Source organism: Dorea sp. ICN-14282 (genome assembly GCF_037890115.1).
In the GTDB taxonomy this organism is placed as follows: Bacteria; Bacillota; Clostridia; order Lachnospirales; family Lachnospiraceae; genus Dorea_B; species Dorea_B phocaeensis.
Genome location: NZ_JBBKBH010000001.1, coordinates 42,895 through 59,325, shown reverse-complemented (window position 1 = coordinate 59,325; position 16,431 = coordinate 42,895). Strand labels below are relative to the sequence as shown.

General features: G+C 43.3%; 13 protein-coding genes. 4 read left to right on the top strand and 9 right to left on the bottom strand.

The genetic code is table 11. The features are described 5' to 3' along the window. Positions 1 to 180 precede the first annotated feature (180 nt). Positions 181 to 603 carry a hypothetical protein gene (locus tag WKT00_RS00245; RefSeq protein WP_101694695.1) on the top strand — a complete coding sequence of 141 codons (423 nt, stop codon included), beginning with the start codon at positions 181 to 183 and terminating at the stop codon, positions 601 to 603. A gap of 59 nt (positions 604 to 662) precedes the next feature. Then, positions 663 to 1,895, top strand: coding sequence for a CapA family protein (locus WKT00_RS00240; protein WP_340260197.1), 1,233 nt, complete (start codon positions 663 to 665; stop codon positions 1,893 to 1,895). An 89-nt stretch (positions 1,896 to 1,984) separates the two neighbouring features. Here the strand turns inward: WKT00_RS00240 and WKT00_RS00235 are convergent, their stop codons facing one another. The 6 genes from WKT00_RS00235 to WKT00_RS00210 all read right to left on the bottom strand — a co-directional run bounded on the left by WKT00_RS00235 (position 1,985) and on the right by WKT00_RS00210 (position 10,498). After that, positions 1,985 to 2,923 (bottom strand): AEC family transporter, encoded by a 939-nt coding sequence (locus tag WKT00_RS00235; protein ID WP_340260195.1) that lies wholly within the window; start codon positions 2,921 to 2,923, stop codon positions 1,985 to 1,987. Further along, positions 2,923 to 4,572, bottom strand: a complete 1,650-nt coding sequence (locus WKT00_RS00230; RefSeq protein WP_101694698.1) for a hypothetical protein — start codon at positions 4,570 to 4,572, stop codon at positions 2,923 to 2,925. Before WKT00_RS00230 ends, WKT00_RS00235 begins: the two co-directional genes overlap by 1 nt. Positions 4,573 to 4,602: 30 nt before the next feature. After that, entirely contained in the window at positions 4,603 to 6,048 is a 1,446-nt protein-coding gene (locus WKT00_RS00225) for a TrkH family potassium uptake protein (RefSeq protein WP_340261514.1), read from the bottom strand. A 10-nt stretch (positions 6,049 to 6,058) separates the two neighbouring features. Beyond that, positions 6,059 to 7,435 carry a Trk system potassium transporter TrkA gene (gene trkA / locus WKT00_RS00220; RefSeq protein ID WP_445292923.1) on the bottom strand — a complete coding sequence of 459 codons (1,377 nt, stop codon included), beginning with the start codon at positions 7,433 to 7,435 and terminating at the stop codon, positions 6,059 to 6,061. 113 nt (positions 7,436 to 7,548) lie between these two features. Continuing rightward, positions 7,549 to 9,624: an elongation factor G gene (locus tag WKT00_RS00215; protein ID WP_340260190.1), complete on the bottom strand. Its 2,076-nt coding sequence runs from the start codon at positions 9,622 to 9,624 to the stop codon at positions 7,549 to 7,551. Between the two features lie 118 nt (positions 9,625 to 9,742). Then, the gene (locus WKT00_RS00210) at positions 9,743 to 10,498 is read right to left on the bottom strand and encodes a DUF1638 domain-containing protein (RefSeq protein ID WP_340260188.1); all 756 of its coding nucleotides are present in this window, start codon (positions 10,496 to 10,498) and stop codon (positions 9,743 to 9,745) included. A gap of 234 nt (positions 10,499 to 10,732) precedes the next feature. Here WKT00_RS00210 and WKT00_RS00205 point away from each other — a divergent pair, with 234 nt between their 5' ends. After that, positions 10,733 to 11,827 (top strand): prephenate dehydrogenase/arogenate dehydrogenase family protein, encoded by a 1,095-nt coding sequence (locus WKT00_RS00205; protein ID WP_340260186.1) that lies wholly within the window; start codon positions 10,733 to 10,735, stop codon positions 11,825 to 11,827. Then, a complete protein-coding gene (gene aroA / locus WKT00_RS00200; RefSeq protein ID WP_340260184.1) occupies positions 11,817 to 13,205 on the top strand; it encodes a 3-phosphoshikimate 1-carboxyvinyltransferase in 1,389 nt (462 codons plus the stop codon). The genes WKT00_RS00205 and aroA overlap by 11 nt, the downstream gene beginning before the upstream one ends. A 68-nt stretch (positions 13,206 to 13,273) precedes the next feature. Here the strand turns inward: aroA and WKT00_RS00195 are convergent, their stop codons facing one another. The 3 genes from WKT00_RS00195 to WKT00_RS00185 are packed head-to-tail and all read right to left on the bottom strand — an operon-like array spanning position 13,274 to position 16,403. Next, complete coding sequence (locus WKT00_RS00195; RefSeq protein WP_173814081.1) at positions 13,274 to 14,446, bottom strand: SpoIIE family protein phosphatase; 1,173 nt, start codon at positions 14,444 to 14,446, stop codon at positions 13,274 to 13,276. Between the two features lie 2 nt (positions 14,447 to 14,448). Continuing rightward, entirely contained in the window at positions 14,449 to 16,161 is a 1,713-nt protein-coding gene (locus tag WKT00_RS00190) for a [Fe-Fe] hydrogenase large subunit C-terminal domain-containing protein (RefSeq protein WP_340260181.1), read from the bottom strand. Further along, a complete protein-coding gene (locus tag WKT00_RS00185) occupies positions 16,152 to 16,403 on the bottom strand; it encodes a (2Fe-2S) ferredoxin domain-containing protein (protein ID WP_101694707.1) in 252 nt (83 codons plus the stop codon). The genes WKT00_RS00190 and WKT00_RS00185 overlap by 10 nt, the downstream gene beginning before the upstream one ends. Positions 16,404 to 16,431: the final 28 nt, after the last annotated feature.

Here is a 16,431-nt window from a genome sequence, read left to right as displayed (position 1 = left end):
TCTTAAAATAAGTCAAGAGGTTTATCTTGGATTCTCATCCCACACATTTCCCCCCTTCATTTTCAAGTGCAAAATATATAATTTTTGTATTGTTTCCGTATATCTTTTAGTGTATAATAAACATAAGTTAATCGTACTGAGGGGGCTCAGTATAATATGATACATAAAGGAGAGTTTGCCATGGTAAATTTATTAACAGGTCCTAAGGGCAGCGGAAAGACACAACAAATGATTGAGCAGGCGAATGCTCAGGCTAAAAAATGTAATGGAAATGTAGTATTTATTAAGAAAACTCACCGTGACACAGCAAGTGTTACCTTCGACATTCGTACAGTATGTATGGATGATTTCCCGGCAATTGAAAATATTGACGAGTATATCGGATTTTTATATGGTATGTACAGTTCCAACCACGATATTGAATGCGTATTTATCGATGGTATTTTGAAACACGCGAATATTTCTCTCGAAAATATTCCTACTTTTATCGAAAGATTGAAAAAGATTTCTGCAGAATGCGGAATTGAATTTTATGTAAGCATCAGCGCAGACAAAGCTGATTTATCTGAAATCAACTCAGAAGGCTGCAACTATCTGAATTAAGAATAACAAAGGAAAATATCAGGCAGTCCCTTACGGGCTGCCTGTTTTATGGTAAAAAAATGAGTGGAATCAAAGACGCCAGAAAACGTCAAAAGAAAAAGAAACAAAAGAAACAACTCCGGGCTCTCATCTGCATTGTCGTGCCTCTCTTCCTCTGTCTGCTGTTGTTCTTCGGCATCCGAAGCATACTGTCAAAGCCAGACAAACAGCCGCCCAAGGAAACTACGCAATCCGTAGACGATAAAGAAAAGGTGGCTAAAAAGCCTGCCAAAAAGGAAAACAAAGAAAACAAAAAAAGCGACAAAACAAAATCTGTTAATACACCAAAACCCCAGGTTGAAAAGCTAAAGCTAGATAAAGAAACGCCAAAAGATTCCGATCAGGGGATTTCGATCACTATAAGTTCCATGGGAGACTGTACACTGGGAACAGATATCAACTTCAATCCCGCAACCAGCCTCAATGCCTACTACAATGCGCAGGGAGCAGATTACTTCTTCCAGTATGTCCGCCCCATATTAGAAAAGGATGATTTATCCATCGTCAATATGGAAGGAACCCTGACAACTGAAGAACAAAGGGAAGCCAAGACCTATGCTTTCAAGGCCGACCCTGAATATTCCAAAATCCTGTCCGGAAGTTCTGTTGAGGCAGCGAATCTTGCCAATAATCACAGCCATGATTACGGAAGCAAGAGTTACACCGACACCATCGAATTCTTGGAAAGTGACAATGTTGCAACCTTCGGATTTGAACGTGTCAAGTTAATAGAGTTAAAAGGTATTAAAATCGGTCTTACCGGTATCTATGAACTTGCAGATCATTTAGATAGAAAAGAACAGGTAAAGGAAAATATTTCCGCACTCAAAAAGGCGGGAGCTCAATTAATTATCGTCAATTTTCATTGGGGAAATGAACGGGAATACGTTCCCAATGAAATCCAGAAAGAGCTTGCTCATCTTGCGATTGACAAAGGCGCTGATCTAGTGATCGGTCATCATCCCCATGTTCTTCAGGGGATTGAAAAATACAAAGATCGTTATATTGCCTACAGTCTTGGCAATTTCTGCTTCGGTGGAAACTCCAATCCCGGAGACAAGGACACGATGATCTTTCAGCAGACCTTTACCTTAAAAGAAGGAAAACTGGAAAAAACGGATGATGTTAACATTATTCCTTGTTCACTTTCTACCGCCAGTGGATACAATGACTATTGTCCGATTCCATTGGAAGGCGATGAAAAACAGCGAGTTCTTGATAAAATTGAAGAATACAGCAATCAAATTCCTTAATCTCTTTCTAAAAAAAGAGTAGATCATCTCAACGAAACGATCCACTCTTTTTTGAGTTCAATTTTTATTTTTCTATCCTCTTTCTTTCACTACAACATATAGAGGAACTCATACAACATCACCACTGCCGGCATCGTAATAATGCAAAACAACACGGACATCACATTGATAACGCTTGCATACTGTTCATCCTTATGATAAATCTGTGAAAGCTGTGTAATCATAGCCGCTGCCGGCGCCGATGTAGCAATCAGAGAGACCATCAGAATATATTCTGCATCTTTGTGAATTCCCATGCGTCCCACCCATGCAAACACTGCTGCTGCCAAAACCGGCACCACAATAAGCCGCAGAAAACAAATCAGATAAGGACGCTTTTTCCGAAACACCTGTCCTAATTTCACTTTTCCAATAATCATTCCAATTACCAGCATGCTTGCCGGACTGATCATATCACCAACCCCTTCAATACAGCTTGCCGGTATGGACGGAATCCGAATCTTCGTCAGGAACAAAGTCAATCCAATTGCTGTTGCAATAATATTAGGATTCCTCAAAATCTTACGATAATTCCCTTCTGATTCTCCTCCCAGGAGTCGGACTCCATGTGTCCAAATCAGTATCGTCTGAACCAGAATATAGGCCGTTGTATAAAATACCCACTCTTCTCCCAGAACCACATCCACAAGAGGAATGACCAGATATCCCGCGTTCGAGTAAATCACAGAAGCTTTCTCAATGCTGGTAAGTCCAAGCGGTTTTTCCAGTAGCTTTACCAGTATAATCAGCACCGCATGAACTGCTACTGCCGCTGTCATTGCCAACAGAAGTCCCTGCACTTTATCCGGCGTCATATCAATCTGAAAGGAATTGACAATTACACACGGCGAACAGATATAGACAACCATGTTGGAAATAACCCGGCTGTCTTCCGACCGGAACAATCCCAGCTTTACCACAGCGTATCCAACTGCCATGGTAAGAAACATCACGATGATCTGTTCTGCCAGCAATCCACTAAGCGCCATTACTCTGCCACCTCATCTTCAGAAGCTTCTGCATTTGCAGGCTCTGCCCCGTCAAACGTCAGTGACATCACTGTATTGGCTTTCTCGCCCTTCTTGTATTCCATCGTAATTTCCTGACCCACTTCACATCTGACAACATCGATGAAGTCCACAACCGATGCATCGAAGATCTCTTCAGATCCTTCCACCATCAGATAGTAGTGAGACGTACCATCCAGTACCGCCTGTGCAATTTTCGTAATCTTACCGGAAATCTCAAGTACCTCTCTGGTATCCTTCTCTTCTTCCTTCACTCCATTACTTAACAAAAGTTCCAGATAATTCTCTTCACACTGGCTGACACTATCTCCAATCGCTACAATCTGGTATCTCTGTACATTAACCATCGCATACTTCTTCACCAGACCCGCATCATCCTTCAACGCAATAAAATACGTCGGCTCGCCGGAAATATTCAAAAGCAGCGGGAATGTAGCCGTATATTTCAGGTTCTGTACCTGACCTTCCGCAGAAGACATTGCCGCAGCCTCAGTAGCGCCTTCTACCTCATAGTATCTTGTCTCCATAGTCCGCTGGTTAGAAAGCACGAATCCAACGTTGGACTGATCTCCATTGACAGAGGTTACTCCTGTGTACATCCACACATCATCCTCAAGAGCCAGATAATTATAACCATCCGTCGTCTCTAGACAGTCTTTCTGGCTTAATACACTATTTAAAAATCCATGCTTTAAAGTTCCATAATAATCAAACAGCTGTACCAGCAGATCTGCGGAATAAACACGATCCACCCACTGCGGAACATCCTCTACATCGTAAGTCTTCATCTCTCCTGTTACCGCATTACAGAGTACCACTTTCCCAACTGTCTCACCGCCAAACAAGCCAATATTGTACTTCTTTACCGGTGCAATCCAATAAGGCACTCCCTTTTCGTCAATCTCAAAGCTGAGCTCGCCATAAATGTAAGTCGGATGTGCAAACCGCAGATGACGGTAAATATTTCGATTAAAATGTTCACTCGTTGTATATTTAATTCCTTCATCCAGCTTTACCAGTTCTGTCTCCTGGGTTGCCATATTAATCCGAATATATGCCGGAATTCCTTCTGATCGGTTGGTAAACCATTTAATCAGGCTGGCATACTTCAGTGGAGTCACACGCACCGGATTATCCTGATAGTTGATCTGGCTGTAAATATTGTCTGCATCGAACTGGGATACCATGTCCACCATGCTTCCCATCTTCCGATCTCCTAAAATCTCAGCAGTCTCCTTATCCAGAAGCGGAACCTTATCAAAAGACTGTTCCTCAATATCTTCGGTAAAAGTTCCCTCTTCTACCTTCATCAGCTTCTGATATTTCTTCGCATTGATAATCGGGGAAGACAAAAGCGTACCTGCCAGATAGATAATTCCAAGTCCCAGAACCACAACACCGAAACTCTTCATCATCTTGCTCTGTTTTAATTCCCGAATTCCAATCTGTCCTTTCTTCATGTAGAGAAGCGCAATCACAATCACCAGTGCAATCATAAAGAACCACGTCTCTGAAGAATGAATATTTACTGCCGGCAGCGCCGCATAATAATAAGCAGCTGCCACCAGAATTATAACAATGCTCAAAAGCAGTTTTTTCTTTCCTTTCATAATACCTCCCTGGTCGCTTCCAACCTTTTTCTAGAATTTTCTTCTCCATGCACTTGCCGTAAACAGCATCAGAAATGGAAAGATTTCCAAACGTCCTGCCAACATATCAATACAGAACACCAGCTTAGACAACGGTGAAAAATCGGAAAAATTTCCTGCCGGTCCCACTTCCGCAAGTCCCGGACCAATATTATTTAGTGTCGCAAACACCGATCCTATCGTCGTTGCAAAATCTTTGTTATCTATAGACACAATCAAAATCGATCCTACCATCAGCACTCCGTATGCCATCAAATACACATACAAACTTCTCAGCACATCGGAACCCACCTTCTTATTATTCACACGAATTACATTGACAGACTTCGGATGCGCCATCTGCATAATCTCTCGCTTAATACATTTGAATACCATCAGAAGCCGGGACACCTTAATACCGCCTCCCGTGGAAGATGCACAGGCACCAATCACCATTAATATCAATAGTATCATCTGCGAAAGCAATGGCCACACTACATAATCAGTCGTCGCATACCCCGTCGTCGTAATTATAGAGGCCACCTGGAAAATGGCGTATCGGAACGCGGTCAATGGGTTCGGATAGGACGGACTGATATTCCAGGTAATTAAAAGCGCTGAAACAAGAATAATCCCCAGATATGCCCGAAGCTCTTCATTTTTCCACACCGGCTTAAAATCTCTTAGCAGTAAAAAGAAATAAAGATTAAAGTTGACCCCAAACAGAATCATAAATACCGTGATCACACCGTCAATGTATGCACTGTTAAAGTGTCCAACGCTGGCCGCATAATTAGAAAATCCTCCGGTTCCCGCTGTACCAAAGGAATGGATCAAACTGTCAAAGAGACTCATTCCACCAAATACCAGCAGCACAACCTCCACAATCGTCAGCCCCAGATACATCGCGTACAGAATTCGCGCAGTACTCATAGCCTTAGGCACCAGCTTATCCTTTTCAGGTCCCGGAACTTCCGCCCGCATCAAAAACATCGTATGGTGTTTATCAAGGGATGTCAGCACCATTACAAATACCAATACCCCCATTCCGCCAACCCAATGGGTAAAACTCCTCCAAAAGGTCATACACTGCGGAAGAATTTCCACATCCGGCATAATAGAAGATCCCGTAGTCGTAAATCCTGACACTGTTTCAAAAAATGCGTCCAGATAATTAGGAATATACCCTGACAAGCAAAACGGCAGCGCACCAAACAATGACCACAAAACCCATGCCAAAGCAACAATAATCATTCCTTCTTTTCCATAAATGGTCTGTTCCTTCGGCCGCTTTCTTCCTCCTATCAGATAGAGCACCGCCAAAAGAGCAATCGGAACCAGAAACCAGACTCCGCTCTTTTCTCCGTAAATCACCGCCACAAATGCAGGAAGAAGCAGAAGAAGCGCCTCTACCCCCAGCATCTTGGCCAGTATATATCGTATCATCTTCGTATTCATCATTTATCTCCTATGCAAGTATGTCACTGAAACTATTAATAATGTGATCCTTCGTTACTACAATCACACTGTCGCCTGCTTCCAGATGATCCTCTCCATTCGGGATAATAATTTTTCCCTTTCGGCCAATACATGCAATCAGATGATTTGCTTTTGTCGCAAGATTCTTAAGCGGCACATTCGTAAACTGGCACTCTTCCTTGATAATAAATTCCAAAGCCTCCACTTTTCCGCCAAGCAATCGATATGCAGTTTCGATATTCACGCTGCTGTAAGAATTATTTCTGGCTCTGACATAGCTCATAATCGCATCTGCCGTCGCTCCTTTTGCCGATACGGTACTGTCAATTCCGAGTTCCTCTACAAGCTGTGCACGGGAGTCTTCGTTAACTTTTGCAACAACTTTTCCCACTCCCTGCGTCTTTGCGAACAGGGACATAATAATATTTTCCTCATCCATACCGGTCAGCGCTACAAATGCATCCGCCTCCCGAATTCCTTCTTCTAAAAGGAGATCATGATCTGCCGCGTCTCCATGAATGATCGTCGCCTTCGGCAGGATTTCACAGAGCTGTTCACACCGTTTCTCATCTCGTTCAATAATCTTCACCTGCATTCCTGCCTGAAGAAGCTGCAAAGCCAAATAGAAGCACACATGGCCTCCACCGCCAATCAGCACTTTCTTTACCTTAAGAATCCGTTTTCCAATAGCTTTAAAGAATGCCTCCAACTCTTGGTGGGACGCCGTGATATGAATCTTATCCCCCTGCTGAAGCACAAATTCTCCATCTGGAATGTAAATCTCGTCTCCACGCTTTACTGCACACACCAGAATCTTGATCTGGAATTTCCGATAAATCTCCTTCAGCGGAAGGCCAACAAGCAGTCCGTTTTCCCGAAGCGTAAATTCTACCAGTTCTACTCTGCCTTTCATAAAAGTCTCTACTTTACTGGTCTCCGGAAGCAGTAAAACTCTGGCAATCTCCATAGCTGCCGTTAATTCCGGATTTACCGCCATACTTAAATGAAGATCTTCTTTTAACAATCCCATCTGACGATAGTAAACTGGATTTCTGACACGGGCAATGGTATGCCTTGCCCCCAGGCGTCTCGCCAAAAGGCAGCTTAACATATTAAGTTCATCGGTGGATGCACAGGCAATCACCAAATCTGCATTTTGAACTCCCGCTTCCTTTTGAACATCCGCATCCGCACCATTTCCTGTAATACAGAAAATATCCAGCCGATTCAGAGCTTCCTTTAATTTTCCTTCATTTTGATCAATTAATACAATGTCATAATCTTCTTCGGACAACTGCGCGGTCAACTTATGACCAACCTTTCCATCTCCGATGATTACTATTTTCATCTTTCTTTTCCTCACCATTTTTCTATGTATTTTTTTGATAGCAAGGAGATTATAGCACCTTTATCCTAAGAAAAAAAGCCCTTCCGGGCTTTTCTTCTATTTATTATAGATCCATAAAATTATATTTTTATCTATTCTTCTGCTGCACGCTTTGCAATCTCTGCTGCCTGTACATCAGACGGCGCCTGCTCATACCGGCTAAACTCATAAGAATAAGTACCTCTTCCACCAGTCATAGACCGAAGCGTTGTACAATATCCAAAGAGTCCTGTCATTGGAATATCTGCAACAATCTCCTGACAGCCATTTGCAACAGGATTCATACCAAGGACACGTCCACGTCTCTTGTTCAGATCTCCCATAACATCTCCGGTATAATCATCTGGAACTGTAACCTTTACAGAAGCAATTGGTTCCAAAAGAACCGGTCCGGCTTCCATAAAGCCTTTCTTGAACGCCTGGCTGGTTGCTGTCTTAAATGCCATCTCTGAAGAATCTACCGGATGATAGGATCCATCATAAAGCGTTGCTTTTACTCCAACTACCGGATATCCAGCCAAAGGTCCCTTCACTACAGATTCCTGAAGTCCTTTTTCTACTGCCGGGAAGTAGTTCTTTGGTACAGCTCCGCCAACAACGGTTTCCTCAAATACATACGGTGTCTCCAGATCTCCGGATGGTCCGAATTTCATCTTTACGTGTCCATATTGTCCATGTCCGCCAGACTGTTTCTTATATTTTGTATCTACATCAGACGTTTTCTTGATTGTTTCACGGAATGCTACCTTTGGTGTCTCCAGTGTGATCTCACATTTATATCTGGATGCCAGTTTGCTTGCCACAATCTCCAGATGCTGATCACCCATTCCATAGAGCAGTGTCTGACGGTTTTCGCTGTCATTGACCGTCTTAAGTGTAACGTCTTCCGCCATCATTTTCTGCAATGCCTGAGAAACTTTGTCTTCGTCTCCTTTATTTTTCACAACATACTTCATATATGTATATGGCTTAGAATATTCCGTCTTTCCATAGATGATCGGTGTTCCTTTTGCTGATAAAGTATCCCCTGTCTTGGTTCCGGATAATTTTGCAATAGCTCCTATATCTCCTGCAAAAAGCTCGCTGACTTCAACCGGCTTATTTCCGCACATGGTATACAGCTTGCCAAGTTTCTCTTCCACTTCCGAATCTGAATTATATAAAGTATCTTCTCCCTTCAATACACCAGAGCAAACTTTTACAAAAGAGTATTTTCCAATGAACGGGTCTACCATCGTCTTAAATACATATGCAGATTTTGCTCTCGCAAAATCATAGTTAGCTTCATAAATTTCATTCGTCTTACGGTTAATTCCCGCACACTCTTTGCAGTCAGGGCTTGGGAAGAATCTTACGATATCAGACAAAAGATTCGTAACTCCTTGCGCCTGAAGATTAGAGCCCATCGCAACCGGAACAATACTTCCATTCATTACTTCCGTACGCATTGCAGAACGAATTTCCTCCACGGAAAATTCTTCTCCTGCAAAATACCGCTCCATAAACTCTTCACTGGTCTCAGCAACAGCTTCCAATAATTTTTCTCTGTAAATCTCAAGATTTGGTTTACAGTAATCTGGGATCTCACACTCTTCCCGCTGTCCTAGACTTGTAAAGCGTCTTCCTGCATTTTTAATTACATTCACATAGCCCACAAGCTTCTCGTTTTCACGAATTGGCTGGAAGTGCGGTGCAATAACTTTTCCGTAACGCTCTGTCAGATCCTGAACTACCTGACGGAAACTTGCATCATCTACATCCATCTCTGTTACATAGACCATACGTGGAAGATTGTATTTATCACACAATTCCCAGGCTTTTTCCGTTCCAACTTCTACGCCTGCTTTTCCAGATACAACAATGACCGCTGCATCTGCTGCACTTACCGCTTCTTCTACTTCTCCGACGAAGTCAAAGTAACCTGGTGTGTCAAGCACATTGATTTTCGCTTTCTCCCATTCAATCGGCACCAGCGTTGTGCTGATAGAAAATTCACGTTTCTGTTCTTCTTTATCAAAATCACTAATCGTATTGCCGTCCGCGATCTTTCCCATACGATTCGTTGCTCCTGATACATAAGACATGGCTTCTACAAGACTTGTCTTGCCGCTTCCTCCGTGTCCTAACAGGACCACGTTTCTGATTTCATCCGTTCTGTAAACTTTCATATTAGCTGCCTCCTTGCTTAGTAAAATCTCATGTATATATTGTACTAAGATTTTCATCTAATTACAACTCTTTTGTGCATTATTTATAAGATTTATCATAGCAATCTGACTATCTATTCTACATTTTTCCTATTTTAATGATGTCCTTGTCATAGCTTGCCTCTACCTGGAACCCCGGCGGGACAACGAGGAACTCTTCTTCTGTCCACTCTCCATCTACGAGCCTTTTAAGAATTGTATTTTTCCCTATAATTTCTTCATATTTCCACCCCTTCTCATTCGCACGCTGCTTGATCTTCTCCTCATATTCCGGAAATGGAATAGTATCCCATTTAATATAAGAAAATCCCTGATAAGAAATAGTAAATGATTTTTCAATTTCTACTGCACGCCTTGCTTTCTTCTCGCTCCCCTTATACCGTGACAAGTACGTCTGATAACGCCTTTCCCATACCGCATCGTCATCCGGATATCCAATTTCTACAAATCCCGGAGTATAGTAGAAAAATCCCTTGTGCGTTTCATAGTAATTCGCATACTCTTCCTTACTCCCCATAAAAAGTGTAATGCAGTCGTGCGCCCTCGGTACCACAATCGGATACTTTCTGCTGTGAAGCCCGATCACCGCATTCGAACATAATCCATATCCCAATAGAATTGCATCAAAATCATTTTCTTTTGTATCATTAGAATATTTATGCTCATTACTCTCCAATTGATCAATCTCATTTTGCAGTACCTTGCGCAGATTATCCGGTCTGTCGTGAAGTTTCTGCCGAATCAATGTCACATCAATTACATTTTTACAAGAGTAAACAACACTCGCGATCTCCCTTTCCATAATTTTGCATCCCAATAGCTTATAACGTCCCATAAATCGACTCCTCATCTGATCATTCTACGCGCTGTGTCCTTCTGATTATCATCATACTCCTTCTGTTTTTACATGTCTATTTAATTTCGTACTTTACCCCGGCAGACTTTCTCACTTTAACGCATTGTAGATTGACAAATAAAATGGGGACAGGGTAAAATGGAAATGGGGACGGAGTTTTTTGAAAAAGTACACGTCCCCGAAGCCATTTTAAATCCATTTCAGGAGGTTACTATGAAAGACAAAGTAGGTTTTATCGGCCTGGGACTGATCGGAGGCTCCATTGCTAAAGCGATCCGCCAGTACCATCCCACATACGAGATCGTAGCGTTTGACAAGAATAAGGAAACACTTGCACTGGCTACGCAGGAATCGGTCATCGATGTAGCGGCCACTACAATAGATGATAACTTTCGCAACTGTTCTTACATATTTTTATGCGCACCGGTTTCTTACAACACAGCTTATTTAAAACAGGTGGCCAAATACCTTGAAAAAGAGTGTATTTTAACCGATGTAGGCAGTGTAAAAACAAATATCCATAACGAGGTGGCAGCGCTTGGACTTGGTTCTCATTTTATTGGCGGCCATCCTATGGCCGGCTCAGAAAAAAGCGGCTATCCCAACTCCAAAGCCATGCTGATTGAAAATGCATATTTTGTGTTAACTCCATGTGCAGAAACCAAACAGGAGAATTTGGACCGCTACGCCGCTTTCGTTCAGCAACTGGGTGCCATCCCCGTTATTCTGGAGGCGCATCAACATGACTATATCACTGGTACTATCAGTCATCTTCCTCACATCATTGCTGCAAGTTTGGTGAACTTTGTCCGTGATAATGACACAAAGGAAGAACTGATGAAAAATCTTGCAGCAGGAGGATTCAAGGATATCACCCGGATTGCCTCTTCCTCCCCAACCATGTGGCAACATATTTGTGTAAAAAACAAGGAAAATATTTCTCAAATACTTGCAAATTATATTGAAACGCTTCAACAGGCAAAGGCTCTGGTTGATCAAGGGGATGAGCAGGGATTGTATCAGTTATTTGACACTTCCAGAAACTACCGCAATTCCCTTCCGTCCACATCTGCCGGACCAATCAAAAAAACTTTCGCCGTATATTGTGATATCATCGACGAAGCCGGTGGAATTGCAACGATTGCAACCATTCTGGCGTCAAACAATCTGAATATCAAAAATATTGGCATTGTTCACAACCGGGAATTTGAAGAAGGGGTTCTGCGAATCGAATTCTACGACGAGAATTCATCCAACAAGGCAGCCTTGCTGCTGCAGAAATACAGGTACATAGTCTATGAACGTTAAATCTATTTTTCCGGCATCTTGCGGACTGCGTGGCGCGATTACAATACCCGGAGACAAATCCATCTCTCACCGCAGTGTAATGCTGGGCGCCATTTCCAAAGGTACTACAGAAATCACTGGATTTTTAAATGGAGCCGACTGCCTCTCCACCATTGCATGTTTTCAGAGTATGGGCATTGAGATCGAGGAGATCCCATCGACTGCTTCCTCCAATCCCTTAACAAGTTCCACCGCCTCTTCCGGTCGGATTTTGGTTCACGGCAAAGGTCTACACGGGCTTTCGGCGCCTTCTAAGACCTTAAATACCGGCAACAGCGGAACCACCACCAGGCTTCTTAGCGGTATCTTATCCGGACAGCATTTTTCGTCTCTGCTCTCCGGCGATGCCTCCTTAAATACACGCCCGATGAAACGGATTATGACTCCGTTAAATGCTATGGGCGCTCATATTGAAAGTCTAAATGGTAATGGATGTGCGCCTCTTCTAATTAATCCAGGCAGCCTCCATGGAATCAACTATACCTCTTCTGTTGCTTCCGCACAGGTAAAGTCTGCCATTCTCCTTGCCGGACTCTATGCCAACGACCCTGTCTCTGTCACAGAACCTTCTTTGTCACGGGATCATACAGAACGAATGCTCCAAAGCTTTGGCGCATCTCTTTCTTCCCGAACATTCCCGGATGGGCAAGCCACCGCAACCATCCTCCCTTGCCAGGAATTATATGGACAAGAGATTGCTATCCCCGGAGATATTTCCTCCGCAGCTTACTTTATTGCTGCCGCACTTCTAGTGCCGGACTCCGAACTTCTCATCAAAAACGTAGGCATCAATCCGACACGTGCAGGATTTCTTGCAGTTTGCAAAGCCATGGGAGCCGATTTAACTTATCTAAACCAGAATATCACCGGCGGAGAGGAACATTCTGACATTCTGGTTCGCAGCAGTCAGCTTTACGCCACCACGATAGAGGGTAGTCTGATTCCTACTCTCATTGATGAGCTTCCGATTCTTGCCGTTATGGCTGCCCACGCGGAAGGCACCACCATCATTCGAGACGCTGCCGAACTGAAAGTGAAGGAAACCAACCGTATCGACACTATTACCACCAACCTTCACGCTATGGGATGTGATATCACCCCAACAGAAGATGGTATGATCATTGAAGGCGGACATCGGATCACTAAAGCTCCTCTTCACCCGGCAGTTATTTCCTCGTTTTTAGATCACCGGATTGCCATGGCCTTTTCCATCGCTGCATTACTGGCCAAAAAGACTGCCGCACAGACACAAGAACAATCCGCCACACAGATCCTTGAAAGTCAATGTATTGATGTCTCATATCCCAACTTCTTTTCAACACTGGAAAGTTGCTTCTAATAGTTTTTTATATCTTTTATGCTTTTTCTTAAAAAATCAGCTTCAGCAAGAAAAAAAGTGAAGGTGACCTAATAACAGGTCACCTTTACTTTTTTCCCCATATGCTCAACACATTCCTTTAATTGTTCCACAAGATTCATCCGGACACTTAGATCAAATGGAAGATTAGAATTTTGATGCGCTGTATTCATAGCCTTTCCAACAAACAGATTCAACTCTGTACACTCTTCAATCAAAAGCTTTGCCAACCTTGATGCTCCATTATCTGCATCCAGTTCATCAAAAAACGCCTCATCAAACGCATCCTGTTCATATCGTTTCAGAAGTCCCAGCGCTTTTCCAAGCGTCAATACCCCTTCCGTTACCAGATCCAGCCCGTCAATAGAAGCCGTTGGCGGAACAGAAGGATCTGCGTAATTCAATGATGTCACAATCTCTTTTTTCAAAACTCTTGCCGCAATATTGGCACTGGTTCCTCCACAGACCACTTTTTTTCCTTCCTGACGCATAAAGTCACGGATCGCTCGATCATCATCCTCTTTTTTCTGAGGCGGTCCGGTAAAAATATTTAGAATCCGCCGTTCAATCACGCGCGCAACAGCAATCGTCGTATCATCTCCCGGCTTCTGTCCGTATAGATCATCACATGCCTGACTTAACATAGCAGCAAGTCTGGATGCCGACAACGTCTGCTTGGTACATTTCAACGTATACTCAGCCATACTCTCCCAAGTCCATCCAAAATTCAAAAGCTCTCCGACTCCTGCATAGATTACCCCATCACTCATCAGCACAAAGCAATCTTTTAGTTTCACCTGAAACCTATATTCCCGGATTTTCTTATCCTCTATCATGCGTTCCTGATAGGGATAATCTACAATCTGTCCCTCCCGAATAAACACACATTTGGGATTATCAAATTCTACCAGATAGGCTTCTCCACTATGGAAAATCTGCAAAATACTGAACGTCGCATATGCTATTTCCCGTACTTTACAGACAGGAAGCGTTTTTGCAATGGTTTCCACACAAGCTTCAATCTCCGCCCCTTCCAGAAACATTGTCCCCAAAATCTTAGACGTCAATGTCGCCAGAATATTGGCTTTAACGCCGCTTCCCATCCCATCTGCCAAAATCACAATCTCAGAATCATCTGTTTTCAGCACTTCCACCTTGTCTCCGCAGAGTTCTTCCTGATGCTTGTTCAAACTTTTCCATGCAATATCGATACTTACGCTCATCTCTACTCTTCCTCTTCAAACAGAATCGAATCCCGAAGCCTTGAAAGCGTTACCTTCGTCTCTGCTGTCGTCTCTCCCAAAAGGCCTGCTATTTCCTGCGCCACCATCATTTGCTTATCAATTACCTTCTGCGCCATCTCTACCGTCTCTACTTTCAGATGATAATGCTGCTCCTTGGCTTTCTCCTCTTTGGTAATATCCTGATAGGTCACCAGCACGGATTCCAGACTATCAATATAGATAATCGTCTCTTTCACCGTCATCCCAACCGAGTCCAAATTTAGTTTCTTATGAAACACTTTCCTTTTCGTCGCCAATACTTCTGCAATATCCTTCTCATCCACAAACTCAAAAATGTATCGCTCCAGTGCTTCCTCTCTGGAAACCCCCAGCATCTTCTGTGCTTTTTTATTACACTCCCGAATCCGCATATCCTTATCCACAATCAGAATCATATTCGGCGTCACATCCATCACAATGTTGGACATCGATTCCGCCTGTGCCACCGCATAAGGCAGACACATACTGATCTCTGCCTTCTTTTGATAGACTGCCACTGCCTTAGCACGACAGGTAGGATAACCACAGGCTCCGCAATTTAATTCATCAGTCTGCGTATATTTTCCCATTGCATGCAGGACTTCCTGCATTTCTGCATCCGTCGGTATCCGGTCTTCCACATGCCGATCCCGAAATGTCTTTGCAAGATCAATCTGTCTTCCGTCAATCCCTTCTGCCTCTTCCCTATAGACCGCCTGATCCTCTACATCCATCTTTGCGCGAATCAAAGACTGCTGCCACTTATCCGACGCCGGTCCCTTAATACAGCCGCCTTCACAGACGTTTACTTCAAAAAAGCTGTGAAGAATTTCTCCCTTTTCCAGTTCTTGAAACAGTTCCATACAAGCTTTCAGACCATCAATATGTATCTTATAATAATTATCTTCCACCGAACTGGCACGAATAGACTGAATAATACCACCGCTTACCGGGTAGAGCTGATTGACTTTCGGACTCGGATTACCAAACGGAAGATTTTCACACTTGTCTACCTCGATGCCTTCCGCCTGCCACCATTTCACAATTTCCTCAAAGGTCAGAATCGCATCTACGGCGCCGCTAACTCTTTCATCTCCGATTGCTTCTTCCTTCTTTGCAATACAGGGGCCTAAAAATACCACTTTTACCTCTTCTTTGTAAATGTCTTTGATCAACCTTCCATGCGCAATCATTGGAGACACCACTGGCGCCATCATTGGAACCAAAGATGGATAATACTTTTCAATCAGATCATTCACACTGGGGCAACAGGTAGTAATAATATTTTCCATCTTCCCTTCTTTTAGTAATTTCCAGTATTCCTTTGTCACAAGAGCTGCACCCTCCGCAGTCTCACGTACCTCATAGAACCCAAGCCGCTTCAGCGCATCCACAACCTGACCCGGCTTTTCATAATCCAGCACACCCAGATAAGACGGCGCCAGGGAAATAATCACCTTCATTCCCTGTCCCAAATATCCCTTGACACGCTCCATATCACTGGCAAACGTCTTGGCGTTCTGCGGACAGACCTCTAGACAATGACCACAGTTAATACAGTGATCTACCATAATATGAGCCTGCTCCTGTTCCACCGAAATCGCTTTCACTTCACAGTGGCGTACACACTTATAACAATGCCTGCAGCTTGCATCCTTAAAATCAATTACCCGCACCTTTCTGCCTCCTTTAGAATCACCTCATAAAAGAAATCTTTGGCATCTTCCGGTCTCACATGGTAAATCCTTTCTCCAATCCGAACGCTGACTCCCTTCGAGCAAGCGCCCATACAGAAAGAACCCGCAAGCTCTATTTCCGCCTTTACATGGTTTTCTTTCACCAATCCAGTTAATGTCTCAACGACTTCCTTCGATCCCCTGACATGGCAGGAACTTCCAATACAAATCCAAACCCGCATAACTCTCCTCCTCATATTCATATGATTA